We start from the raw sequence: 25,427 nt of genomic DNA on the forward strand, positions 1-25,427 counted from the left end.
CAGCACCCTCTCTGTATTTTCTGAGCTGTGCATACCCTAATATACCCTGTTGTTTTAAGTTACAGCGGTGCGACTTTATCTGCGTTACTGACATTTATTTATTTGTCGGGATCTCGTTGCTAGCTGCTGATTATGCTTAAAATTAATTTGGTATGATATTTTAACTCGACGAAAAATTGTCGAGGGAATTAATTCGGGTTTTTTATTATGGTATTTAACAACCACGCACTATTTCCTCCAGGCACTAACAGCAGTTATTGCTGATTTTCCTTCGGGTATATATCAGCACAATTACCTGTGTGCTAAATAGCACATGATTATTCTACCAATGATTAATTCATGGAGAGAATCATGGCATTAACTCCTTTTGTCGTAAATTTATTACTGGCTATGTGTCTGGGTGCATTAATTGGCGCGGAAAGACAATGGCGTCAGCGTATGGCCGGTTTACGGACTAATGCACTTGTCGCGACCGGTGCTGCGGTATTTATTCTAAGTTCCTATGCAACATCCCCTGATAGCCCGGGCCGAATCGCGGCTCAAGTGGTTTCTGGAATTGGTTTCCTCGGAGCTGGCGTTATTATGCGCGAAGGCATGAATATCCGAGGGCTAAACACGGCGGCTACTTTGTGGTGTTCAGCGGGGATTGGCGTGCTTTGTGGCCTTGGTTTGTATTGGAATGCGGTTGTCGCTACCGGGGTTATTCTCTGCGCTAATATTTTACTACGTGAGGCTGCACAACGTATTAATATGCAGCCCCAGCAACAAGCCGTCGATTTGGTTGTCCGGTATCGGATCCAAGTCACTTGCGGTGCGGAAGATGAAGTATTGGTTCGGACTTTAATTTTACAAGCACTTAATGGTGTAGCTTTACGGCTACAGTCTCTTTGCAGTGCGGATATTGCCAGACCGGGTCAATTAGAGGTCTGCGCAGAAATTATGGCGACCCCAGCAGAGCAAAAAGAAATTGAAAGTATTGTTTGCCGTGTAAGTTTGGAGCGTAGTGTCAGCTCTATTCATTGGCGCATCGCATCTGAGTTACCGGTTTAATAAAATAAATATTACAGGTATTGGATGCCATTAATTAATGGTTATGACCTGTTTTAAATAAAAATAAATAGAACTAACCCATGTGGTAGTAAGGAGTTGTCATGGACGAACACCCCAGAGTTAACGCAATTAGCCGCTGCTGATTAAATATAAAGATAATATTGGCAGCGCAATAATAGTTCAGCACATTTATCTCTCAATAATTGAGCGGATAAGTCCTGTGCGTTTAGAATTAAAAGAGAAGCGTTATGACCAAATTTAAAAAGACAGTGACAGGCCGGAATAATAATAAAAAACCTTTTACTATTGCACTCGAGGCTAAAAATAGCCTCGACCAAACACTCTCCAAGCTAAATGCAAACTTGAATGGGTTGACCGAAGAAGATGCCAGAGAGCGCTTGGAGTTATATGGCATAAATCAAGTCGCGCATGAGAAAGCTCCCCCCGCACTAATTCAATTATTGGCTGCATTTAATAACCCTTTTATTTTTGTTTTAATGATTTTGGCTGCAATCAGTTTCTTTACTGATTATTGGTTACCACGTCAACGTGGTGAGGAAACCGACCTCATTGGCGTCGGTATTATTGTGACGATGGTTCTAATCAGTGGGTTATTACGTTTTTGGCAGGAGTATCGCACTAATAAAGCGGCAGAAGCACTGAAATCAATGGTGCGCACCACGGCAACAGTGTTGCGCCGGAGCAGCCATAGTGCGCAACCGGCCAAACAAGAAATTGCCATTAAGCAGTTGGTACCGGGCGATATTATTTTATTATCGGCCGGAGATATGATCCCGGCAGATTTACGACTGATTAAATCCAGAGATTTATTTATCAGTCAGGCAATCCTGACTGGAGAAGCTATACCCATTGAGAAATATGATGCTATGGGGTCAATTGCTTCTAAATCTGTTGATGCAGATGCCAGTAGTGAGAGTGAATTACTTGAGCTGTCTAATATTTGTCTGATGGGAACTAACGTTGCTAGCGGAACCGCAATGGCAGTGGTCGTTGCCACCGGCGGGAACACATATTTTGGATCACTTGCCAAGTCGATTGTCGGTAATCGTGCCCAGACGGCTTTTGACCGCGGCGTGAATAGTGTTAGTTGGTTATTGATTCGATTTATGTTGGTGATGGTTCCCATTGTCTTACTGATTAATGGTTTCACAAAAGGGGACTGGAGTGAGGCGGCATTGTTTGCGTTGGCCGTTGCAGTAGGGCTGACACCAGAAATGTTGCCAATGATTGTCAGTTCTAACCTGGCAAAAGGCGCGATAGCCATGTCGCGGCGAAAAGTTGTGGTTAAGCGACTGAATGCAATACAGAATTTTGGTGCTATGGATGTATTGTGCACTGATAAAACCGGGACGTTGACTCAAGATCGCATCATTCTTGAGCACCATTTAGATGCTCGCGGCAGTAATGACAGTAAAATATTGCAGTTGGCATGGCTTAACAGTTTTCATCAAAGTGGTATGCGGAATTTGATGGATCAGGCCGTCATCAAATTCAGCCGGGGCAAGCCAGAGATTGATGCTGTGCGCAGCTTTAATAAAGTGGATGAGTTGCCCTTTGATTTTATCCGTCGCCGGCTTTCCATTGTGGTAAAAGATGAGCAGCAGCAACATAAATTGATCTGCAAAGGTGCAGTGGAGGAGATGCTGAGCATCTGTACCCATGTCCGTGAAGGTGATGATATTCATCTGATGGATGAAGAACGCCGCACTGCATTGCTGGCATTGGCTACGCAATATAATGAAGATGGTTTTCGGGTGTTACTGCTGGCAACACGTGAGTTAGGGACTCAGGCCAGTGAGTTGCCGCTAAATATTGATGATGAAAGAGATTTAGTTGTTCAGGGGCTATTAACCTTCCTTGACCCACCAAAAGAGAGTGCTGAAGCGGCGATTGCGGCATTACGCGAAAATGGTGTTGCCGTGAAAGTGTTAACAGGCGACAACCCTATTATTACCGCCAAAATCTGTCGTGATGTGGGGTTGGAACCCGGTGAACCACTGAGTGGCCGCGCGATAGAAAATATGGATGATGAAACACTGGCGCGAGAAGTTGAATTGCGCACCGTATTTACTAAATTGACGCCGCTGCAAAAATCGCGGGTGTTAAAAATGCTACAAAGTAATGGTCATACTGTCGGCTTCCTGGGGGATGGCATCAATGATGCGCCTGCATTGCGTGATGCTGATGTGGGGATCTCGGTTGATACCGGTACGGATATTGCCAAAGAATCAGCCGATATTATTTTGCTAGAAAAGAATTTGATGGTGCTGGAAGAGGGGATAATTAAAGGCCGCGAAACCTTTGGGAATATCATCAAGTATTTGAACATGACCGCCAGTTCTAATTTTGGCAATGTCTTCTCCGTGTTAGTGGCCAGTGCTTTTATTCCATTCTTGCCAATGCTCGCTATTCATTTGCTGCTGCAAAATTTGATGTATGACATCTCACAGCTTTCTCTGCCGTGGGATAAAATGGACAAAGAGTTTTTACGTAAACCACGTAAGTGGGATGCTAAAAATATAGGCCGCTTTATGCTGTGGATTGGGCCCACATCCTCAATCTTTGATATTACAACTTTTGCACTGATGTGGTTTGTTTTTGCCGCGAACAGTGTCGAACATCAAGCATTGTTCCAGTCTGGTTGGTTTATTGAGGGGTTATTGTCACAAACATTAGTTGTCCATATGTTGCGCACACAAAAAATTCCGTTTATTCAAAGTACCGCTGCATTGCCCGTGCTTTTGACAACTGGGTTAATTATGGCCATCGGTATTTATATACCGTTCTCTCCACTGGGTGCATTAGTTGGATTGCAACCTTTGCCGTGGGCGTATTTCCCTTGGTTGGCGGGCACTTTAATCAGTTATTGTGTCGTAGCGCAATTAATGAAGCAGTTCTATATTCGCCGATTCGGTGAGTGGTTATAGTTTTGCGACGTTAACAGGATTGAGATAAAACAATATCCGGGGCTATGCCGCCCCGGAATGTCATGCCAATTTTAATGATTTTTATTCGTTACTGACCCTAATAACCAACTTACCAAAGTTTTTCCCCTCAAGCAGGCCAATAAAGGCTTGTGGAGCATTCTCCAATCCGTCGACCAAATCTTCCCTAAACTTGATTTTGCCCTGGTCTACCCATTGTGTCATTTGCTGAAGGAAGTCATCAAAATGCGGGGCATAGTCATCAAAAATGATAAAGCCTTGCATCCGGATCCGTTTGCGTAAAATGATGCTTTGTAACAGGGGTAAGCGATCCGGGCCATTGGGGAGATTAGTGTCATTATAATGTGCAATTAAGCCACAAACGGGGATACGCGCCCGAGGGTTCAATAGCGGTAAAACGGCATCAAAGACGGCACCACCGACATTTTCATAATAAATATCAATGCCTTTCGCACAGACTTTTTCCAGTTGTTGTGCAAAGTCTGTTGCCCGATGGTCAAGACAGGCATCGAATCCTAGTTCCTCTACAACATAGCGGCATTTTTCTGCGCCTCCGGCGATACCAACCACCTTGCATCCTTTCAGTTTACCTATCTGCCCAACGACGGAGCCAACAGCACCACTGGCGGCGGCAACCACTAATGTTTCACCTGCTTTGGGCTGGCCAATGTCCAATAATCCCATATAGGCGGTGAAGCCGGGCATACCCAGAACACCTAACGCACGTGAAGGATGGGAGAATTGTGGCCCAAGATTGCGGATATCTGAACCATCAGAGAGTGAATAATCTTGCCAGCCGCTACCCGCCAGCACCCAATCTCCTGGTTGAAAATCTGGATGTTTTGACTCTTCGACCCGTGAAACTACGCCACCCACCATGACCTCGCCAATTTCAACTGGGGCAGCATAGGACGGGGCATCACTCATCCGGCCGCGCATGTAGGGATCAAGAGACAGATAGCGGGTGCGAAGCAATACCTGGCCTGCGGCGGGCTGCGGGATGGGTTGAATATCTAAGCTGAAATTTTCAGGGGTTGGCATGCCGTGAGGACGTGACGCGAGCAGAATACGGCGGTTATTTATTTTATCTTGTGGCATTAGATTTCCTTACCTAGATGAAGTTAATTTGCGCATTGATAAGAATCATTGCTAAAAATGATAGTAGAATTCTTAAGAATAGTTTCAGCTAATAGTGCGAAGGGCAGCAAAAGGCGTCGCCATTTAGGTCTGGCAGACGCGGTGAGATAACAGAGGGCGGTCCATCACAAGGGGACTATTAGTACATCGACGGCACTGGTATTAATGAGGCGGGCAGCTGAGCAGGAGAATTTATTCATCAGACTTGCGCTGTGGTTGCCACATATTACCAAGTCAACATGTTGTCGCTGACAAAAATAGGCCATGCTGTCAGCAAATTCACCATGAATAACACTTTTGTTTTCAATCAGATAATTAGCATTGATGGCAAGTTCTTCCATAAACAGCTGTGCTTCTTCTTGTAACACCGATCGCAAGTCACCCAGCATCGGTGCAGCATAGCTGCTGTACATTTCGGGTTCTGTGGTCAGAGTAATTAGCGAAATTCTGCCATTGTAGGGCCGAACGATGGAAACGGCTTTATCAACTAATTGCTGGCTATCGGGTGAAAGGGCAACTGCGACCAATACATTCCTGTATCCCATAATTCAGCTCCAGTAAGCATGTTTATTGAATAAGGTTAGGGGATCAAGCCCTTACAAAATGGGATATGAGTCACATTTGAATGTCGGTCTGGAATAAATTATTTATACAGATATTTAATATATGGATCATGAAAATGAATAATATTATTCATATTGTTAATACTAATAATTAACGGTTCTAGAATTCTCATTAGCCACCTTTTGCACCTGTAGGGTGGGTTACCGATTGAATATGCGCTGAGCAAATATGTTTGCTAAAGCGAAAGTGAAACATGTCGTTACCTCTGCTGACTTTTTTAACATGAGTTACCGCTTTTGTTAACGCTTAAGGTGCTGAAGGTTAATAAATGCTCATCAGATGGCCTTGCAGACAAACGCATAATTATTCGTTTAAACAAAATAGTTTCGCGAAGTGACTTATAGTATTACCGATCTATTTGGGGTTATACCAGTGCTTAATACTGATAATTTACACTTATGACAGATTTATGCTCTGCTATTTTACTTTGGTGATGCTTTTGTTCGAATTGATCTAAAAACATGAATAATTAGGCCTATATATCTGCTTTTTTAGCTGTTTTCTGACTTGTGGTTATTTATTGAACAGCGAGTTGTTCAAAAAATAGGCAATTTAGGTATTTAATGACTAGTTTATATTTTATTTTTGTGATCTGTATCACATTACATTTAAAATGAATCACTAGTCACATTGTATGTGCTAGCGATTCGGGAGTAGAATTGGCCCTCTTTAGGAATATTCCTAATATTTTGTAAGGAAAGTTTTATAAGGTAGGCGCGAAATCAGAGCAGAGAGAAACCAAACTGCCATGCCTATGACATGTATGTTTCATACCTAAATGGTATTTTTTGTCGTGTTACACCAGTAGGCTTTTATTACGCTGAGTTCTATGAGCCTAATTAACTGCATAACGGGAAGGAACCCAGGTCTTGGCTGATGAATTATATCAGCCAACTTATGTTTTAAAACATAGTCAGTCGGGATGTATAAAATGAGTACGTCTGAATTACTCAAACATATTTATGATATTAACTTGTCATATTTGTTATTAGCACAACGATTAATTAACGATGAGAAAGCTTCAGCGATGTTTCGCCTGGGGATTACCGATTCCATGGCTGATGCGTTATCACAGCTAACTTTACCGCAAATGGTTAAATTAGCTGAGACTAACCAACTGGTTTGTCATTTCCGTTTTAGTGATCACAATACTATCCAGCATCTGACAAAAGAATCTCGGATAGATGATTTGCAACAAATTCACACAGGAATTTTATTGTCGAGTCACTTACTCCACGAGTTATCGTTAAAAGACGGTAGTGCGTCTAAGAAAAGAGCATGACTGATGGCTGAGAAAAGTATTGTCCAGGAAGCCAAAGACATACATTTGGCAATGGAATTGATAACTTTAGGTGCACGTTTACAGATGCTTGAAAGCGAAACGCAACTCAGCCGGGGGCGTTTAATCAAGCTCTATAAAGAGCTGAGAGGCAGTCCTCCGCCCAAAGGAATGCTACCGTTTTCAACAGATTGGTTTATGACTTGGGAACAGAATATTCACTCATCGATGTTTTATAACGCTTATAGCTTCTTGCTGAAAAGCGGGCATTGCACCGGTGTTGAGGCCGTTATTAAGGCTTATCGTCTTTATCTTGAGCAGTGTCCAGAACAGTCTGGAATACCGCCATTACTGGCATTAACTCGGGCCTGGACTTTGGTTCGATTTGTTGACAGTGGTATGTTGCAACTCTCTGGTTGTAATTGCTGTGGTGGGACTTTTATTACCCATGCACACCAGCCACGAAACAGTTTTGTTTGCAGTCTTTGCCAGCCACCTTCCCGCGCAGTAAAAAAACGTAAACTTTCTCCGCAAACTGCCGATATAACTTCACAACTGCTGGATGAGCAGGTTAGACGCGCAGTTTGAGCTTTTTGAGTTGTCAAAATTTTCGGTTACAGCCGCGGTATGGATACCGTTTCTGTAGCCCGTTAATGGCAACCATTGGACTCAAAATGTGCTAACGCCTCACCTTCCACCCACACACTTTGCTAAGGATATCGCGTGTTAGTTATTTTGGGTTATATCGTGGTCTTAGGTGCGGTTCTTGGTGGCTACTCCATTGTTGGTGGTCACCTTGGCGCATTATATCAACCGGCAGAATTTTTAATTATCGGCGGGGCCGGTATCGGCGCGTTTATTGCTGGTAATAATGGTAAAGCGATAAAAGCGACAATAAAGGCCATGCCAAAGCTAATGCGCCGCTCAAAATATAACAAAATTCTGTATATGGATTTAATGGCGCTGCTTTACCGTTTATTAGCAAAATCCCGCCAACAAGGAATGCTCTCACTGGAGCGCGATATAGAAAGTCCATTAGAAAGTGAGATTTTTTCTAATTATCCGAGAGTTTTGGCCGATAAGCTATTAGTTGAGTTTATTACTGACTATTTGCGGTTAATTGTCAGTGGAAATATGAATGCTTTTGAAATCGAAGCTTTGATGGATGAAGAAATCGAAACTCATGAGCAAGAATGCGAAGTTCCCGCCGGTAGTTTAGCCGTTGTCGGGGATTCCTTACCTGCATTTGGGATTGTCGCTGCCGTTATGGGTGTCGTGAATACCTTGGCCGCCGCAGACCGACCCGCCGCAGAACTCGGGGCGTTAATTGCTCATGCAATGGTGGGGACGTTTTTAGGTATTTTGCTGGCATATGGGTTTGTCTCACCTTTAGCGACTTTATTGCGCCAACAGAGTGCCGAAACCACCAAAATGATGCAGTGCGTCAAAGTCACTTTGCTCTCCAGCCTTAACGGATATGCGCCGCAAATTGCCGTAGAGTTTGGTCGTAAAACACTTTATACCACTGAGCGTCCGTCATTCATTGAGTTGGAAGAGCATGTGCGCAGAGTGAAAGCACCGGCACAGCAAGCGACAGAAGAGGACGCATGAAGCATCAGAACCACCCCGTTATTCTGGTCAAAAAACGCAAAGCCAAACATGGTGCTGCCCAGCATGGCTCATCATGGAAAATTGCTTACGCTGACTTTATGACCGCAATGATGGCCTTTTTTCTGGTGATGTGGTTGCTTTCGGTGTCCAGCCCACAAGAGCTGGCGCAAATTGCAGAATATTTCCGCACCCCGTTAAAAGTTGCCCTGACCAGCGGTGATAGAAGCAGCTCCAGTAGCAGCCCAATTCCGGGGGGCGGTGATGACCCAACTCAGCAAGATGGCGAAGTGCGCAAGCACATTGATTCGGCAGAGAGTCGGAAAGAAGAATATCGGCTTAATAAGTTACGGGAAAAACTGGATCAATTAATTGAATCAGACCCAAGGTTGAAAGCGCTGCGGCCCCATCTGTTGATTAACATGATGGATGAAGGGCTAAGAATTCAGATTATCGATAGTCAAAATCGGCCAATGTTCAAGATGGGCAGCGCGCAGGTTGAGCCTTATATGCGCGATATTTTGCGCGCAATAGCGCCAATCTTGAATGACATTCCGAACAAAATAAGTTTGTCCGGCCACACTGATGACCTGCCCTATGCCAATGGTGAACGCGGTTACAGTAACTGGGAGTTATCGGCTGATCGTGCCAATGCTTCACGGCGCGAATTACTGATTGGCGGTTTGGATGAAGGCAAGGTATTACGTGTGATTGGCATGGCATCGACGATGCGGCTAAAAGAGCAGGCAGCAGATGATCCGGTTAACCGCCGCATCAGTATCTTAGTGCTGAACAAACAAACCCAACATGATATTGAGCACGAGAATTTAGATAACAAAGCGCTTGATATGGAAAAAGCTGAAAGCTTGAAACAGATTGATGTCACAGGCGTTACGCCAGTTGTTACCTCAACTGTTACCTCAGGTACAGCTATGACAAAAGACGCAGTGATATCCGCGGAACCCTCTGTTACTGCGGGTTCAGCGGCTGCGACAGTATTACAAACACAACCATCGAGCACGGAGAACATCACTCCGGCTGCCAACAGGCCAACGACATCGTTGCCCGCGGCACCTGTAAGTGATGCACCGGTCTCTCCGACAAGCCGCGACGCACAGTAGAGGTGACACCGTGAGCATGGATATTACCGCGTTTTATCAGACATTTTTTGATGAAGCAGATGAATTGCTGGCAGATATGGAACAGCACTTGTTATTGCTGGACCCTCTGGCACCAGACAATGAACAACTTAACGCCATTTTCCGTGCAGCTCATTCGATAAAAGGCGGTGCCGCGACATTTGGCTTTACGGTATTACAAGAGACAACCCATCTGTTGGAAAACCTGTTGGATGGTGCCCGCCGCGACGAGATGCGCTTGAGCACCGATATCATCAATCTGTTTTTGGAAACGAAAGATATTATGCAGGAACAGTTGGACGCCTACAAAACCTCTCAAGAGCCTAATGCGGAAAGCTTTGAGTATATTTGTCATGCATTGCGCCAACTGGCGCTCGAAGCATTGGAACCGCAAGGTAACTCCAGCACTGCCTCGGTAGCCGAGCAGGGCACGGCGGCTGCGGGAACCAAAGCCGGTAGTAAGTCTCCCGCCTTGGTTCAAGGTGGGATGCGCATTTTGCTGTCTGGCCTGAAAGAACAAGAAATTCCGCTGATGTTGGAAGAGTTGGGCAATTTGGGTGAAGTGAAAGATCCCCATCAAACACAAAATACCCTGGAAGCAACGCTGATTACCTCTGTCAGCGAAGATGATATCAGTGCGGTACTGTGTTTTGTGCTTGAACCAGAGCAAATTAGTTTTGTGCAGGCTGAGCTGGCGGCAGAGTCTGAAACTGAAGTTCCTGTTGCTGTCGCTGTGCCACAGGCCCCTGTTGCAGCAGTAGACATGGCACCTAAAGTCACTGCGGTGGCGGTGGCTACCAGTCCAGAGCATGTCAAACCTAAAGCGAAAGCGAGTGAATCTACCAGTATCCGGGTTGCGGTCGAAAAAGTTGACCAACTGATTAACCTGGTGGGTGAGTTAGTAATTACCCAATCGATGCTGGCGCAGCGCTCTAGCAGCCTGGACCCGGTGATTAATGGCGATTTGCTCAATAGTATGGGGCAGTTGGAACGTAATGCGCGCGACTTGCAAGAGTCGGTCATGTCTATCCGCATGATGCCGATGGAGTATGTCTTTAGCCGTTTCCCTCGTTTGGTCCGCGATTTAGCCAGTAAGCTCAATAAGCAGGTTGAACTGACCTTGCTTGGCAGCTCGACTGAACTGGATAAAAGCCTGATAGAGCGCATTATTGACCCGTTAACCCATCTGGTGCGTAACAGTCTGGATCACGGTATTGAAGATGCCGAAACTCGTATTGCCGCCGGTAAACAGCCGGTGGGGAATTTAACCCTGTCGGCTGAACATCAGGGCGGTAATATTTGTATCGAAGTGCTTGATGACGGCGCTGGCCTGAATCGGCAGAAAATTCTGGCAAAAGCACAGTCGCAAGGTATGGCGGTTAATGAGCATATGAGCGATGAAGATGTCGGGATGTTAATTTTTGCCCCCGGCTTCTCAACTGCCGAGCAAGTTACGGATGTTTCAGGTCGTGGTGTGGGGATGGATGTCGTTAAGCGGAATATTCAGGAAATGGGCGGCCATGTGCAAGTCAGTTTCCAGGCCGGTCTTGGCACCTCAATCCGCATCTTATTACCATTGACGCTGGCTATACTCGACGGCATGTCCGTCAAAGTCAGTAATGAAGTCTTTATTTTACCTCTGAATGCAGTCATGGAATCGCTGCAACCATTGGCGGAAGATTTGCATCCATTAGCCGGTGGTGAACGTGTATTGCAAGTGCGCGGTGAATATTTGCCGCTGGTAGAGTTGTTCAGAGTATTTGATGTTGAGGATGCTAAAACTGAAGCGACTCAAGGCATCGTCGTGATTTTGCAAAGTGCCGGTCGTCGTTATGCCCTGCTGGTAGACCAATTGATTGGCCAACATCAGGTGGTAGTGAAAAACTTGGAAAGTAACTATCGTAAAGTGCCCGGTATTTCAGCCGCCACTATTTTGGGTGATGGTAGTGTGGCGTTAATTGTTGATGTGTCGGCATTGCAGGCCTTAAACCGGGAAAAACGTGTAACGGCTGATGATACAGCCGCCGCCTAGCAGGTCTACTGCATAGAGCCCGTAATAAAACAGGTAGGGGCCGTGAGATTGATTCCGGCCCTGAAAATAAACATAAATTTAACCTATTGATTGAAGGGTAAAAACATGGCAGGACTAGCAACCGTCACGAAGCTGGCTGGCGAAACGGTAGGACAAGAGTTCCTGATTTTTACGCTGGGCGCTGAAGAGTACGGCATTGATATTCTGAAAGTACAAGAGATCCGTGGCTATGATCAGGTGACCCGTATCGCTAACACCCCAGCATTCATTAAAGGTGTCACTAACTTACGCGGTGTCATTGTTCCTATTATTGACTTGCGTGTTAAATTTGCTCAACAAGGTGTTAGCTATAACGAAAACACCGTGGTTATCGTGCTGAATTTTGACCAGCGCGTTGTCGGTATTGTAGTTGATGGTGTGTCTGATGTGCTGTCATTAACCACAGAGCAAATCCGACCAGCCCCTGAATTTGCCGTGACTCTGGCAACCGAATACCTCACTGGTTTAGGTTCACTGGGTGAACGTATGCTGATCTTGGTTGATATTGAAAAGCTGCTGAGCAGTGAAGAAATGTCGCTGATTGACTCAGTGGCTAAGGGCTAAGTTACGGCATTTTGGTGATTGCGCCGCTAGCAGTTTCCTTTATTACTCTCAATATATAACAGCCAGAGTAGCTCATGTGGCTACTCTGTTCATTTAACAAGTAAGTAAATCTGCATTACCTGGCAATAACATTCAGCTACAGCCCATTAAAATAATCCCTCTATCCGGTAAAGTTCCCCTCCGCCGTGCCGATAACACAGTTAATTAGGCGTCCTCTGTTTTGGCGTACCGGTGTTTTGACGTATTAATGAAGGGATAACATGTTCAAACGTATGAAAGTGGTCACCAGCCTGCTGTTGGTGTTAGTGCTATTTGGTGCCTTACAACTGGTTTCCGGTGGGCTTTTCTTTAACTCGCTGAAAAGTGACAAAGAAAACTTTGCTGTTTTACAAGTTATCCGTCAGCAGCAGTCGGTTTTAAATGAAAGCTGGGTGAATTTGCTACAAACACGTAATACGCTGAACCGTGCTGGCATTCGTTACATGATGGATGTGAGTCACACCGGCAGTGGCCCGACAGTAAATGATCTGTTGGCTTCAGCCAAAGGCACATTGGGAGTGGCCGCAGAGCGTTTTAAGGCCTATGAACAAATCGCATTAGATGGCCAACAAGACCCCGAATCTGCTAAAAAGTTAAAACAGACTTATGACCAATATTTTGGTGCATTAGCCGAACTTATCCAGTTGATGGAGGCAGGCAAAATCAATGAATTCTTCGATCAACCAACCTCTAGCTTCCAAAATGCCTTTGAGCAGGATTACAACACTTACCTGACACAAAATGACCGCCTGTACTCCTCTGCAGTTGAGAACAGTAACCAGTCCTTCAATTTTGCCTTGGGCGTGATTGTTACCGTGTTGATTGTGGTCTTAGCGGTAATTATCTTTGTTTGGTTGGGCATGCAACACATCTTGATTAACCCGCTGAAACACTTGATTGAGCATATTAAACATATTGCTAATGGTGACTTAACCCAGACAATCGAAGTGAATAGCCGCAACGAAATGGGCGTTTTGGCGGCCAGCCTAAAAAACATGCAATCTGAATTAATTACCACGGTGAGTGATGTGCGCTTAGGGGCGGATGCCATCTATAGCGGCGCGTCAGAAATTGCTGCCGGTAACAATGATTTGTCCGCACGTACTGAACAACAAGCCGCTTCACTGGAAGAAACCGCCGCCAGCATGGAGCAACTGACTGCCACAGTGAAACAGAATGCTGAAAACGCCCGTCAGGCCAGCCAATTGGCTTTGAGTGCTTCAGAAACTGCACAAAAAGGCGGAAAAGTGGTGGCAAATGTGGTGCAAACCATGCACGACATTGCCGGTAGTTCGCAGAAAATCGCCGATATTACCAGCGTTATTGATGGTATTGCATTCCAAACAAACATTCTGGCCTTGAATGCTGCCGTTGAAGCCGCGCGAGCAGGTGAGCAAGGTCGTGGTTTTGCGGTTGTTGCCGGAGAAGTGCGTAATTTGGCACAACGCAGCGCACAAGCCGCAAAAGAAATTAAAGGGCTGATTGAAGACTCCGTCAACCGTGTCGACATGGGGTCAGTGCTGGTTGAAAGCGCCGGTGAAACGATGGGAGATATCGTTAATGCGGTGACCCGAGTCACTGACATCATGGGAGAAATTGCTTCTGCCTCTGATGAACAAAGCCGTGGTATCGACCAAGTGGGCCAGGCCGTGACTGAAATGGACCGCGTCACACAGCAGAATGCGTCTTTGGTGGAAGAGTCCGCTTCTGCGGCGGCGGCACTGGAAGAGCAAGCCAGTATGTTAACCCAATCCATGTCTGTATTTGTCCTGCGTATGGATAACAGCAGTACTTCAAGAAATATCAAAAAAACCAAACAGCCGGCACAAGATCTGGGTGTCACGGCTAAAAAAACACTGGGAAGTGACCTGCAAGAAAATTGGGAAACTTTCTAGACCCTACAACCCTTCATATTTGACCTTGCAGGGGGTTAGCTGCAACGCCAATGATTTAGGGTAAATAAAATAAATAAAGCCGGCCAATGAGCCGGCTGAGAAGAGGTTACGATGTTTGGCCGAATCCGGATTTCTACCAGCTTTTTCCTGTTACTTATATTGATTTGCACAATACAGTTAATTTCCAGTGGTCTGTCATTTACAGCTTTCCGTTCAGACTATCAGAATTTAAACCGTGTCGATCTTAGTAGTCAGCAACGGGATGCATTAAGCCTCAGTTGGGTATCCTTACTTCAGGCGCGTAATACCTTAAACCGAGCAGGGACTCGCGCGGCTCTCAAAGTACCTCAAGAGCAAGTTAATGCATTAATGGGGAACGCCCGCAGTTCATTACAGAAAGCGGATCTCTATTTTAATCAGTTCCTGGCGGTGCCACCTCTTGAGGACAGCACTACGGGTTCTGAGCTGTCGGATGCTACCCAAAAAAGTTATCAGAACTTACGTACCTCATTACGTGAGCTTATCGGTTTCCTGGAGGCGGGCAATTTACAAGCCTTTATGGACCAACCGACGCAGAAAACTCAGGATTTGTTTGAAGCTGATTTTGTTCAATATTTGCAGTATGCCAATGACGTGATTGCCGAGGCCGGCACACATAATCAGCAGGCTTACCATCTCTCCATGTGGATATTCGGTGGCGCTATTTTGATGGTCATCGTGATGGCGATTTCTTCACTTATCTGGCTGCGGACAATGTTTGTTAAGCCGCTGAAGATTATGCGATCCCATTTTGACCGCATTGCCGAAGGTGATTTATCCGGTCAAATCTCTGTCTCTGGCCGCAATGAAATCAGCGAAATGTTTGGCAGTTTACATACCATGCAACAGTCGCTGATAACCACAGTGAGCCATGTTCGAGATGGTACTGAATCCATGTTGACAGGTATTCAGGAGATTTCTGCCGGTAATAATGATTTATCCGCAAGAACTGAGCAGCAAGCCGCATCATTGGAACAAACTGCGGCCAGTATGGAGCAACTGACGGCAACCGTGAAACAGAATGCGGATAATGCCCGCCAGGCGACATTGCTGGCAAAAGAGGCTTCTGGGACTGCGGCGAAAGGGGGTGAGTTAACCAGCAGTGTTGTCACCACCATGCATGATATCGCCACCAGTTCGCAGAAAATCGGCGCTATTACCAGTGTTATTGATGGCATTGCATTCCAAACTAATATCTTGGCATTGAATGCTGCGGTAGAAGCGGCCCGTGCCGGTGAGCAGGGGCGTGGTTTTGCCGTGGTGGCTGGCGAAGTGCGTAATTTAGCCCAGCGCAGTGCACAAGCAGCCAAAGAAATTAAAGGGTTGATTGATGAATCAGTCAGCCGTGTTCGCCAGGGTTCCACACTGGTTGAAAGTGCGGGTACGACGATGGAAGAGATTGTTCGCTCAGTGACTCGGGTTACCGACATTATGGGTGAAATCGCTTCCGCCTCGGATGAACAAAGCCGAGGTATTGAGCAGGTTTCACTGGCGGTAACACAAATGGATCAGGTCACTCAGCAAAACGCCGCATTAGTGGAAGAGGCTGCGGCTGCGGCTAATGCATTGGAAGAGCAGGCAAGTATGCTCTCCAATGCAGTGTCTGTTTTTCGTTTGGAGCAAGGTAGCGACAACGGGGATTGGCAGGCAGCAGAGGGCAGAGGTCAGCAACCGGCTGTAAAGGAATTCCCAGATTGTCAAAGGGTGTAACTAAGACTGTGCTATGGGGTGAGGCCGGATGAAACCATCATCGCTTAAACAAGCTATTCAGCCACCATCCCAAGAGTCTGGCTCGATTTTAAACCAGATGATTCAACGGCTTCCGCTGTCGGATGTTCACTTCCGCCGCATTTGCCAACTTATTTATCAACGGGCCGGGATAGTCCTGGCCGATCACAAACGAGAAATGGTCTATAACCGCTTGGTTAGGCGGCTAAGATTGTTGGGAATTAACGATTTTGGTCAATATCTTGCCTTGCTGGAGACTGACCAAAACAGTGCAGAGTGGCAGGCATTTGTTAATGCATTGACCACTAACTTGACGGCATTTTTCCGTGAGGCACACCATTTCCCCATTCTCAGTGAACATGCTCGCCAGCGACCGGGGAATTATTCGGTCTGGAGTACGGCGGCATCGACGGGTGAAGAGCCTTATTCTATCGCCATGACCTTGTCTGATGTCTTGGGCAAGAGTGATGGGTTGGGAAATCGCTCGGGATCTTATCAGGTGCTGGCCAGTGATATTGATACACAAGTGCTGGAGAAAGCGACCAGTGGCGTCTATCGGCAAGACGAATTGCGTTCGTTGTCAGCACAACAAATGCAACGTTATTTCTTGCGTGGCACTGGCCCTCAGCAGGGTATGGTGCGAGTGCGGCCGGAACTTGCCAACATGATTCAGTTTCAGCAACTCAATTTGTTAGCACCTGAGTGGGCGTTGCCGGGGCAGTTTGACGCTATTTTTTGTCGTAATGTAATGATTTATTTTGATAAAGAAACGCAGGAGCGCATCTTGCGTCGCTTTGTCCCTTTGCTAAAACCCGGCGGCTTAATGTTTGCAGGCCACTCGGAGAATTTCAGTCAAATTAGTCGGGAATTCTATTTGCGCGGGCAGACCGTTTATGGACTGACCAAGGAGAGGTGATGAGTAAAATCAGAGTATTGTGCGTAGATGATTCCGCATTGATGCGCCAGTTAATGACGGAAATTATTAACAGTCACCCGGATATGGAAATGGTTGCTGCGGCACCTGATCCGTTGGTTGCCCGTGATTTAATCAAAAAATTCAATCCACAAGTTTTGACACTCGATGTTGAAATGCCCCGAATGGATGGCTTGGATTTTCTTGAAAAATTAATGCGGCTGCGGCCCATGCCGGTAGTGATGGTTTCATCATTAACCGGTAAGAACTCCGAGATAACCATGCGCGCGTTGGAGTTTGGGGCTATCGATTTTGTCACCAAACCTCAGCTGGGTATCAGAGAGGGAATGCTGGCTTACAGCGAGCTAATTGCAGAGAAAATCCGGACTGCGGCTAAAGCGCGTTTACCTCAGCGTGGCTCAGAAAAAGCCCCGGCCATTCTCAGTCATACGCCGTTGCTCAGTAGTGAAAAGTTAATCGCGATCGGTGCGTCAACGGGCGGCACAGAAGCCATCCGTAGTGTATTGCAACCTTTGCCTCCGACCAGTCCGGCACTGTTGATTACTCAGCATATGCCACCGGGATTTACGCGTTCATTTGCCGAGCGCCTCAATAAATTGTGCCAAATTACCGTGAAAGAAGCAGAAGACGGTGAGCGGGTATTGCCCGGACACGCCTACATTGCACCCGGTGATCGGCACATGGAACTGGCGCGCAGCGGGGCAAACTATCAGGTGCGTATTCATGACGGGCCTGCGGTAAATCGCCATCGCCCTTCGGTCGATGTACTGTTTCGCTCCGTGGCGCAATATGCCGGGCGCAATGCCGTGGGTGTCATTCTAACCGGCATGGGCAATGACGGTGCTGCCGGTTTGCTGGAAATGCACCGTGCGGGCGCTTACACCATTGCCCAAAACGAGGCCAGCTGTGTGGTATTCGGTATGCCACGCGAAGCTATCGGGATGGGTGGGGTGAATGAAGTTTTGGAGCTGAACCAAATAAGTCAGCGGATGTTGGCGCAGATCAGTAGCGGGCAAGCCTTGCGCATCTAATCACCCTCGTCCTTGACGTTGCAGGGGAATCGCTGCAACGCCAATGGCTTTGGATGATTTTGCTGAATGGAATTTTTCCATTGTAAACAGGATATTGGCATTTAATCGCTCAGCTGTGAGCAACAAACCTTAGGAGTTGGTATGGCGGATAAGAATCTCAGATTTTTGGTGGTAGACGATTTTTCGACCATGCGTCGTATTGTCAGAAACCTGCTAAAAGAGCTGGGTTTTAACAATGTGGAAGAAGCCGAAGATGGTGTAGACGCATTGAATAAATTACGCGCAGGTGGTTTTGATTTTGTTGTTTCTGACTGGAACATGCCAAATATGGATGGCTTGGATCTGTTAAAAACTATTCGTGCTGAGGGTGCTTTGAGCTCATTGCCGGTGCTGATGGTTACTGCGGAAGCTAAGAAAGAGAATATCATCGCAGCAGCGCAAGCCGGTGCCAGTGGTTACGTAGTGAAGCCTTTCACTGCCGCAACTTTGGAAGAGAAACTCAATAAGATTTTTGAAAAGTTGGGTATGTAAGGAGCCGAGATGAGTAACCATCAAATGCCCGCAACAGATGCGGCGTCAGCCAGTGATATAATCTGTCGTATTGGACAACTAACGCGGATGTTACGCGACAGCTTGCGTGAGTTAGGTCTTGATCAGGCCATTGCTCAGGCCGCGGAAGCAATTCCGGATGCCCGTGACCGTTTGGACTATGTGGTTCATATGACCGCGCAGGCCGCCGAAAGAGCATTGAACTGCGTTGAAGCCGCTCAGCCGCGCCAAAATGAACTGGAGTCATCGGCTAAAGCACTTAAGATTCGCTGGGATGAATGGTTTGCTAATCCAATTGAGCTTTCAGATGCCCGCTCACTGGTGACGGATACCCGTGATTACCTGGATGTGGTTCCGCAACATACCTCATTTACCAACGCGCAATTGTTGGAAATTATGATGGCGCAGGATTTCCAAGACCTGACGGGTCAGGTTATCAAGCGCATGATGGATGTGGTGCAAGAGATTGAGAAGCAGCTATTGATGGTCTTGATGGAAAATATCCCTGATATGCCATCTAAACCGCAAAAACCGACTGACAGCTTACTCAATGGGCCGCAAATGGATAAAACTGGCGCTGGCGTTATCGCCAATCAGGATCAGGTAGATGACCTGCTTGACAGCCTGGGCTTCTAAACACATTTAGCCGCGAGCACAGCATATTGTGCAGATGAGGCGACTTCCCTGTCGTGGATTAGGCCTCATCTGCAACTCTTCTGTGGAGATCTGCGCCACTTTTATCATCCTGATAAATGGCTTGCCGAATACTATTCAGATAATAACTGCCTTTCCTTGGTGCTACTGCGCGCCCCATTGGTATTTTCATGCCATTTTCTGGCCAATTGCACCGCATTGCCGGCATTGATTCGCCCGTAGCCATACCATTGGCTGTGCCCATGTTTATTATAGAAACCATATTTTTTATCTATCTGGTCGCAGGTATAACGAATAATGTCTTTGACCTCTTGAACTGTTAGTAAGGGATTGACGGAGAGAATTAATGCCGCCACCCCCGCAGCGCCTGGGCAGGCGCTGGAAGTGCCGTTAAAACTATTGATATAGTTACCGAAAATATCACCGGTGTTGGACAGCTTTTTATTGTCGCTATATTCACGCCGCCCATCGGTTGTCCAGATACCGGGCGTTAAGGGCGAAGGGTGGTGCTCTTGAGGGTTAGCAAAATCGCCGCTTGGGAAGGTGCACCACAGGGCTTTGCCAAAGTCGCTGTAAGTAGAACGCATGCTGCGGTCATTACACGCCGCCACGGCAATAACATGCTCATAGCTGGCATAGCCGTCATTATCTACTGACTCATTGCCATTACCGGCGGCAAAAAAGATAACGCAGCCTTTTCCCTGGCGCCCTTTGCGGATGGCATAGTCAATAGCGGTGCGAGTCAACGCGGGCAGCTCGGCTGTAACTTCGTGTTCAGGGTCATCCGGGTCGAACCATATGCCCTCGACCGGCCCCCAGCTGCAAGAAATAATATCCGCGCCATTGTCTGCGGCCCAGACAAAGGCCAACGCCTCTCCCAGAGAACCCAGGCCTTCCGCCAAGCGTATCGGCATGAGTTTTGCCTCTGGTGCAACACCGGATGCCCCATAGCGGCCATCGGCGCAGGCGACTCCTGCGCAAGGGGTTCCGTGGGTGTCTGTGGGGCCAGGGCTTGGGTCACTGTTAGAGTTCGCACCAGAAAAATTGGCCGGATGGATGATTTTCCCGTCACGCATAAACTCAGGGTGAGTTAAATCAAATCCGTCGTCAATGACGGCAATCGTGGTGCCTTGTCCCCGGGTGATTTTATGGGCATTTTCTACATTCGCGCTGGCATCGACATCAATCTCTACCCGCACGACAGTTTGCTTTAAATGCCATTGATTAGGATGAATGATTTTGGGTTCTTTATGGTGAATTAACTCAGGATGACAATGCTGAATATCTTTTCGTTTTAATATTTCCTCGCAAATATTAAACAGGTGATCGCCGGTGTGGGTTTGAGTCGCGACAAAATACCCGTTGGTGATAAATGTCAGTTTTGATTTCTTAATAAGACTAAAGTTATTGATGATTATTTCACATTCATTTTCGGTTAAGTTATCGTCGAATTGAATGAATATATTTTCGGTATAAATGACGGGCTCATTATTTTTCTCTATTTTAAAACTGTACCCGACAAATCTCACATCATTTTCAGCAGCAATTTCATTCTTTAATGCATTTATTTTACTTGTGTCATGTTGCATGCTTATCACGTAGACATCTGCTGACGCCAGGGTGAAAATCATTTGGTACTGCGTGTGGTCTTTGATGATGTTATGCATCATTAAAGTAAAGTCTTTACCTTGATGCATTCTAATAACAAGTGTGTCATTTGATTTTATAATAGCTAACATTTTTCTTTTATGGTTTTTAATATCATAAGTCACATTGAATTTTTTCATCTCAAATTCCTTTTGATCTGTTTTAGTTGACAGTTAATTTAGTGAATTAATTATTTTAACTTAATTTCAGTTGTTATTTGAGGCGCTAAGTTTTTATATCACATCAAAAATTCTATGTTATAAAAAATTTCATTATCAGACCTTGTTAATTCTTGTGTCGTGTTAGGGGGCTTTGGGGGGCCGACGAAGGGATATGACCGCCAAAGGGCGATGGGTGCTGATCCGAGAAATAACCCCCTAATTGCAGCTTTGTTCTATCCATCGGTTAACTGAATACTTGTCATGCTAAGCAGCAATTTTATTAGTCATCCATTTTTCTGATACGGGAACCTGCACGCTGGACAGCATCATTTGCGCTACTAACAGAAATAATCGCTGTGGCTGAAGATAGCGACCTGGAAAAAAGCGAGGAACCCACAGCCCATAAGCTGGAGAAGGCTCGCGAGAAAGGCCAGATCCCGCGATCGCGCGAACTGACCTCGATGCTCATGCTCGGGGCCGGTTTGGCGATCCTGTATGGCTCGGGTGAATCTATGGCACGACAGCTTGCCGCCATGATTGCCCAAGGGCTGCATTTTGATCACGGCATCGTGAATGATGACAAGCAAATGCTGCGGCAAATTGGCATGTTATTGAACCAAACACTAATGGCACTGCTGCCAATATTTGCCGGATTAGTGATAGTGGCGATGGCGGTGCCGATGCTGTTGGGCGGCGTGCTGTTTAGTGGCGAATCTATCAAATTTGATTTTAAGCGGATGAGCCCCCTGGCGGGCTTAAAACGCATGTTTTCTTCTCAGGCGTTGGCTGAACTGCTGAAAGCCATTTTAAAAGCGACCCTGGTCGGCTGGGTTACCGGTATATTTCTCTGGCATAACTGGCCAGATATGATGCGGCTGATGGCGGCACCTCCGGTAGCCGCATTAGGTGACTCGCTCCACTTGATTATTTTCTGCGGATTGGTGGTGGTATTAGGTTTGACGCCGATGGTCGGGTTTGACGTATTCTTCCAAATAACCAGCCATATCAAGAAATTACGTATGACAAAACAAGAAATACGTGATGAATTTAAAGATCAAGAAGGTGACCCGCATGTGAAAGGGCGCATTCGTCAGCAGCAGCGGGCGATGGCTCGTCGGCGGATGATGGCCGATGTACATAAAGCCGATGTCATCGTGACTAACCCAACTCACTATGCTGTCGCCTTGCAATACAACGAAGAGAAAATGAGCGCACCCAAAGTATTAGCGAAAGGGGCAGGGGCGGTTGCCCTGCGGATCCGCGAGCTGGGCGCTGAACATCGTGTGCCTTTACTAGAAGCACCGCCGCTGGCCAGGGCTTTGTTCCGGCACAGCGAAGTGGGTCAACATATTCCAGCCACCTTATATGCAGCGGTGGCAGAAGTCCTTGCCTGGGTCTATCAACTGAAACGTTGGAAGCGGGAAGGTGGGCTAATCCCGAAAAAACCTGAACATCTGCCGGTACCGGAAGGGCTGGATTTTGCAACAGAGAGTGAGACTGAATAATGGCTAATTTGGCCGCCCTGCTTCGTTTGCCGGGCAACTTTAAAGATACGCAGTGGCAAATTCTCGCCGGGCCAATTCTTATCTTGATGATCTTGTCGATGATGGTGTTGCCATTGCCGCCCTTCATCCTTGATTTGCTGTTTACCTTTAATATTGCCTTGTCCATCATGGTGTTGCTGGTTGCCATGTTTACCCAGCGGACACTAGATTTCGCGGCATTCCCCACTATTTTGCTGTTCTCTACCTTGCTCCGTTTGTCCCTTAACGTCGCGTCGACACGTATTATTTTGATGGACGGTCATACCGGCGCTGCGGCTGCGGGGCGCGTGGTTGAAGCCTTCGGCCACTTTTTGGTGGGCGGCAACTTTGCCATTGGTATCGTGGTCTTCGTCATTTTAGTGATAATCAACTTTATGGTTATTACTAAAGGGGCCGGGCGTATTGCAGAAGTTGGCGCGCGCTTTGTTCTTGATGGTATGCCCGGTAAACAGATGGCGATTGATGCTGACTTAAATGCCGGATTGATTGGCGAAGATGAAGCCAAAAAACGCCGTTCAGATGTGACTCAAGAGGCGGACTTCTACGGCTCAATGGACGGGGCCAGTAAATTTGTACGCGGCGATGCGGTAGCTGGCTTACTTATCATGGTTATCAACGTGGTCGGCGGCTTGTTAGTTGGGGTTCTTCAGCACAACATGCCCGTGGGCCAAGCGGCAGAAACCTATACTTTGCTGACCATCGGTGATGGTTTGGTGGCGCAGATTCCCGCATTGGTTATCTCCACCGCCGCAGGTGTGATTGTGACTCGCGTCAGTACTGACCAAGATGTGGGTCAGCAGATGGTCACCCAGTTGTTCAACAACCCACGGGTGATGGTGTTAACTGCCAGTGTTCTGGGATTACTGGGCATGGTGCCCGGGATGCCAAACTTTGTTTTCCTGCTCTTTACCGCAGCACTGCTGGCATTGGCCTGGCGCATGCGCAGCAAGCAAACACAGCAACCGGCGGCGGAGGAGTCCGTAGTAAAACAAGATCAACAACAAGCCGCGGAAGCCACTTGGTCAGATGTACAGTTGGAAGACCCGCTAGGTATGGAAGTCGGCTACCGCCTGATTCCGATGGTGGATTTCCAGCAAAATGGTGAGTTATTGGGCCGTATCCGCAGTATCCGGAAAAAGTTTGCTCAGGAAATGGGGTATTTGCCCCCAGTGGTACATATTCGGGATAATCTGGAACTGCCACCCGCCAACTATCGGATACTGATGAAAGGGGTTGAGATTGGCAGTGGTCAAGCGCATCCCGGCCGCTGGTTAGCAATCAACCCTGGCAATGCAGTCGGGACGTTACCCGGCGAGGCAACCCATGACCCGGCTTTTGGTCTGGCGGCAGTATGGATTGAAAGTGCTTTACGTGAACAGGCGCAGATTCAGGGCTTTACAGTGGTAGAGGCGAGTACAGTTGTGGCCACCCATCTGAATCATTTGATTAGCCAATTTGCGAGTGAATTGTTTGGTCGTCAGGAAACCCAACAGCTGTTGGATAGGGTTTCACAAGAAATGCCGAAGCTGACAGAAGACTTTATTCCGGGGGTGGTGACCTTAACCACACTGCATAAAGTGTTGCAAAATCTCCTGATGGAGCGGGTATCCATCCGCGATATGCGCACCATTATAGAGACGCTGGCTGAGCACGCGCCGAATCAAACCGATCCGAATGAATTAACCGCCGTGGTGCGAGTGGCATTGGGCCGCTCCATTGCGCAGCAGTGGTTCCCAGGGGTCGGTGAGATTCAGGTTATTGGGTTGGATGCCGCTTTGGAGCGCTTATTACTTCAAGCTCTACAAGGGGGAAGTGGTCTGGAGCCGGGTCTGGCCGACCGTCTCTTGGAGCAAGCCCGACAGGCTCTGCAACGTCAGGAAATGCTGGGTGCGCCGCCAGTGTTACTGGTAAATCATGCACTCCGGGCATTATTAGCCCGCTTCTTGCGCCGCAGTTTGCCGCAAATAGTGGTGTTGTCTAATTTGGAAATTGGTGATAATCGCCAAATTCGCATGACTGCCACAATAGGTGCAAGCTGATGCAAAAACGATTTCGCCAAGCCCTTATTGTCAGTTTGCTGTCCGTGGGGTTATTGCCCTTGAGTGCCACCGCTGGGGGCTCTTGGGTTGCAGATGATATTGGCGTCACCCAAGGTTTTCGCGGGGTGGCAACCCCGGCCAGACCGCTGCGCCCGCCTGTGGCACTGGCGCAGGATAATGCGCGGATTGTCTCAGTCGGCTGGCGCTATAAATTGATGTCGGCAGCACCCGACGGATTACAGGTAAAATTATGCACCCCAAACCGCTGTATGGCACTTGAGGGTGGCAGTGGGCAAAGTCGTGAGCTGGCCGGTGAACTGGCTGCAACCCAACTGACTTTTGTTTACTTTATTGCCGGTAAAGGCCGGGTAAACCCACAGTTCCAAGTCATCAGCAACCAAGTGCTGGTCAATTACCAGTAACCCGCCAAAACCACCATGGATAAGAACAGGAATAGCAGATTGATATTGTTGGAGAGCTGCTGTTGCTGTTTTTTCCTTGCGCCACAGAATGTATTGATATCGCCATTGCACTGCAAAAAAACAAGCTGAATAACACGCATTGTCGCTTCATTTATCCTCCTTAAAACCAAGCCAATAGGTGCCTGGCTCTGCCAGATTAACGAATTGTTAATACAGAGGAAAAAACGTTTTTTGTGGGGGCGGGAAGCAAAATAATAATGGCAGCCAAGATAGGCCGTTAGACCGTGTTTAGATCTGAAGTCTCGCA

The 25,427-nt window shown here is 47.1% G+C and carries 20 protein-coding genes and 1 pseudogene; 17 read left to right on the forward strand and 4 right to left on the reverse strand.

All coding sequences use genetic code 11. The annotated features are described in order from the left end of the window. Window positions 1-351 precede the first annotated feature (351 nt). Together YROHD0001_RS06190 and mgtA are read left to right on the forward strand one after the other, a co-directional pair. Window positions 352-1,050, forward strand: a complete 699-nt coding sequence (locus YROHD0001_RS06190; RefSeq protein ID WP_004715382.1) for an MgtC family protein — start codon at window positions 352-354, stop codon at window positions 1,048-1,050. Window positions 1,051-1,298: 248 nt separating this feature from the next. After that, a complete protein-coding gene (mgtA, locus tag YROHD0001_RS06185; RefSeq protein WP_004715383.1) occupies window positions 1,299-3,998 on the forward strand; it encodes a magnesium-translocating P-type ATPase in 2,700 nt (899 codons plus the stop codon). A gap of 81 nt (window positions 3,999-4,079) precedes the next feature. Here the strand turns inward: mgtA and YROHD0001_RS06180 are convergent, their stop codons facing one another. After that, window positions 4,080-5,114: an NADP-dependent oxidoreductase gene (locus tag YROHD0001_RS06180; RefSeq protein ID WP_004715384.1), complete on the reverse strand. Its 1,035-nt coding sequence runs from the start codon at window positions 5,112-5,114 to the stop codon at window positions 4,080-4,082. Window positions 5,115-5,278: 164 nt separating this feature from the next. Further along, the gene (uspC, locus tag YROHD0001_RS06175; RefSeq protein ID WP_032817228.1) at window positions 5,279-5,698 is read right to left on the reverse strand and encodes a universal stress protein UspC; all 420 of its coding nucleotides are present in this window, start codon (window positions 5,696-5,698) and stop codon (window positions 5,279-5,281) included. 1,010 nt (window positions 5,699-6,708) lie between these two features. On the opposite strand from uspC, the gene flhD reads away from it, so the two are divergent. The 12 genes and pseudogenes from flhD (at window position 6,709) to cheZ (ending at window position 19,289) form a co-directional block, all read left to right on the forward strand. Next, window positions 6,709-7,059, forward strand: coding sequence for a flagellar transcriptional regulator FlhD (gene flhD / locus YROHD0001_RS06170; protein ID WP_032817230.1), 351 nt, complete (start codon window positions 6,709-6,711; stop codon window positions 7,057-7,059). A gap of 3 nt (window positions 7,060-7,062) precedes the next feature. Then, window positions 7,063-7,644, forward strand: coding sequence for a flagellar transcriptional regulator FlhC (flhC, locus tag YROHD0001_RS06165; protein ID WP_004715388.1), 582 nt, complete (start codon window positions 7,063-7,065; stop codon window positions 7,642-7,644). A 135-nt stretch (window positions 7,645-7,779) separates the two neighbouring features. Beyond that, on the forward strand, window positions 7,780-8,667 hold the full coding sequence (motA, locus tag YROHD0001_RS06160) for a flagellar motor stator protein MotA (protein WP_004715390.1): 888 nt from the start codon (window positions 7,780-7,782) through the stop codon (window positions 8,665-8,667). Next, complete coding sequence (gene motB, locus YROHD0001_RS06155; protein WP_032817232.1) at window positions 8,664-9,785, forward strand: flagellar motor protein MotB; 1,122 nt, start codon at window positions 8,664-8,666, stop codon at window positions 9,783-9,785. The genes motA and motB overlap by 4 nt, the downstream gene beginning before the upstream one ends. 16 nt (window positions 9,786-9,801) lie before the next feature. Further along, window positions 9,802-11,835 (forward strand): chemotaxis protein CheA, encoded by a 2,034-nt coding sequence (gene cheA / locus YROHD0001_RS06150; RefSeq protein WP_004715394.1) that lies wholly within the window; start codon window positions 9,802-9,804, stop codon window positions 11,833-11,835. A gap of 105 nt (window positions 11,836-11,940) precedes the next feature. Continuing rightward, a complete protein-coding gene (gene cheW / locus YROHD0001_RS06145; protein ID WP_004715395.1) occupies window positions 11,941-12,438 on the forward strand; it encodes a chemotaxis protein CheW in 498 nt (165 codons plus the stop codon). Between the two features lie 260 nt (window positions 12,439-12,698). Next, window positions 12,699-14,250: pseudogene (locus tag YROHD0001_RS06140) on the forward strand (methyl-accepting chemotaxis protein); the annotation flags it as partial. A 233-nt stretch (window positions 14,251-14,483) separates the two neighbouring features. Further along, window positions 14,484-16,121, forward strand: a complete 1,638-nt coding sequence (locus tag YROHD0001_RS06135; RefSeq protein ID WP_004715397.1) for a methyl-accepting chemotaxis protein — start codon at window positions 14,484-14,486, stop codon at window positions 16,119-16,121. A 28-nt stretch (window positions 16,122-16,149) separates the two neighbouring features. Continuing rightward, window positions 16,150-17,055: a protein-glutamate O-methyltransferase CheR gene (gene cheR, locus YROHD0001_RS0118145; RefSeq protein WP_071817894.1), complete on the forward strand. Its 906-nt coding sequence runs from the start codon at window positions 16,150-16,152 to the stop codon at window positions 17,053-17,055. Next, window positions 17,055-18,104 (forward strand): protein-glutamate methylesterase/protein-glutamine glutaminase, encoded by a 1,050-nt coding sequence (locus YROHD0001_RS06130; protein ID WP_004715398.1) that lies wholly within the window; start codon window positions 17,055-17,057, stop codon window positions 18,102-18,104. The genes cheR and YROHD0001_RS06130 overlap by 1 nt, the downstream gene beginning before the upstream one ends. Before the next feature lie 141 nt (window positions 18,105-18,245). Then, window positions 18,246-18,635 (forward strand): chemotaxis response regulator CheY, encoded by a 390-nt coding sequence (gene cheY / locus YROHD0001_RS06125; RefSeq protein ID WP_032817234.1) that lies wholly within the window; start codon window positions 18,246-18,248, stop codon window positions 18,633-18,635. 9 nt (window positions 18,636-18,644) lie between these two features. Beyond that, window positions 18,645-19,289: a protein phosphatase CheZ gene (gene cheZ / locus YROHD0001_RS06120; protein ID WP_032817236.1), complete on the forward strand. Its 645-nt coding sequence runs from the start codon at window positions 18,645-18,647 to the stop codon at window positions 19,287-19,289. Window positions 19,290-19,420: 131 nt separating this feature from the next. On the opposite strand, the gene YROHD0001_RS06115 is transcribed toward cheZ, so the two are convergent. Beyond that, window positions 19,421-21,094: a S8 family peptidase gene (locus YROHD0001_RS06115; RefSeq protein ID WP_004715402.1), complete on the reverse strand. Its 1,674-nt coding sequence runs from the start codon at window positions 21,092-21,094 to the stop codon at window positions 19,421-19,423. Between the two features lie 377 nt (window positions 21,095-21,471). Here YROHD0001_RS06115 and flhB point away from each other — a divergent pair, with 377 nt between their 5' ends. Genes flhB through YROHD0001_RS0118155 form a run of 3 tightly spaced genes read left to right on the forward strand, consistent with a single transcriptional unit; the run spans window position 21,472 to window position 25,120 of the window. Continuing rightward, on the forward strand, window positions 21,472-22,620 hold the full coding sequence (gene flhB / locus YROHD0001_RS0118150) for a flagellar biosynthesis protein FlhB (RefSeq protein ID WP_032817238.1): 1,149 nt from the start codon (window positions 21,472-21,474) through the stop codon (window positions 22,618-22,620). After that, window positions 22,620-24,698 carry a flagellar biosynthesis protein FlhA gene (flhA, locus tag YROHD0001_RS06110; protein ID WP_004715404.1) on the forward strand — a complete coding sequence of 693 codons (2,079 nt, stop codon included), beginning with the start codon at window positions 22,620-22,622 and terminating at the stop codon, window positions 24,696-24,698. Before flhB ends, flhA begins: the two co-directional genes overlap by 1 nt. After that, a complete protein-coding gene (locus tag YROHD0001_RS0118155; protein ID WP_032817240.1) occupies window positions 24,698-25,120 on the forward strand; it encodes a flagellar protein FlhE in 423 nt (140 codons plus the stop codon). The genes flhA and YROHD0001_RS0118155 overlap by 1 nt, the downstream gene beginning before the upstream one ends. Here YROHD0001_RS0118155 and YROHD0001_RS20470 read toward each other — a convergent pair. Beyond that, window positions 25,111-25,260, reverse strand: a complete 150-nt coding sequence (locus YROHD0001_RS20470) for a hypothetical protein (RefSeq protein WP_156198742.1) — start codon at window positions 25,258-25,260, stop codon at window positions 25,111-25,113. The two genes, YROHD0001_RS0118155 and YROHD0001_RS20470, sit on opposite strands and share 10 nt — an antisense overlap. Window positions 25,261-25,427: the final 167 nt, after the last annotated feature.

Source organism: Yersinia rohdei ATCC 43380 (assembly GCF_000173775.1).
GTDB classification, from domain to species: Bacteria; Pseudomonadota; Gammaproteobacteria; order Enterobacterales; family Enterobacteriaceae; genus Yersinia; species Yersinia rohdei.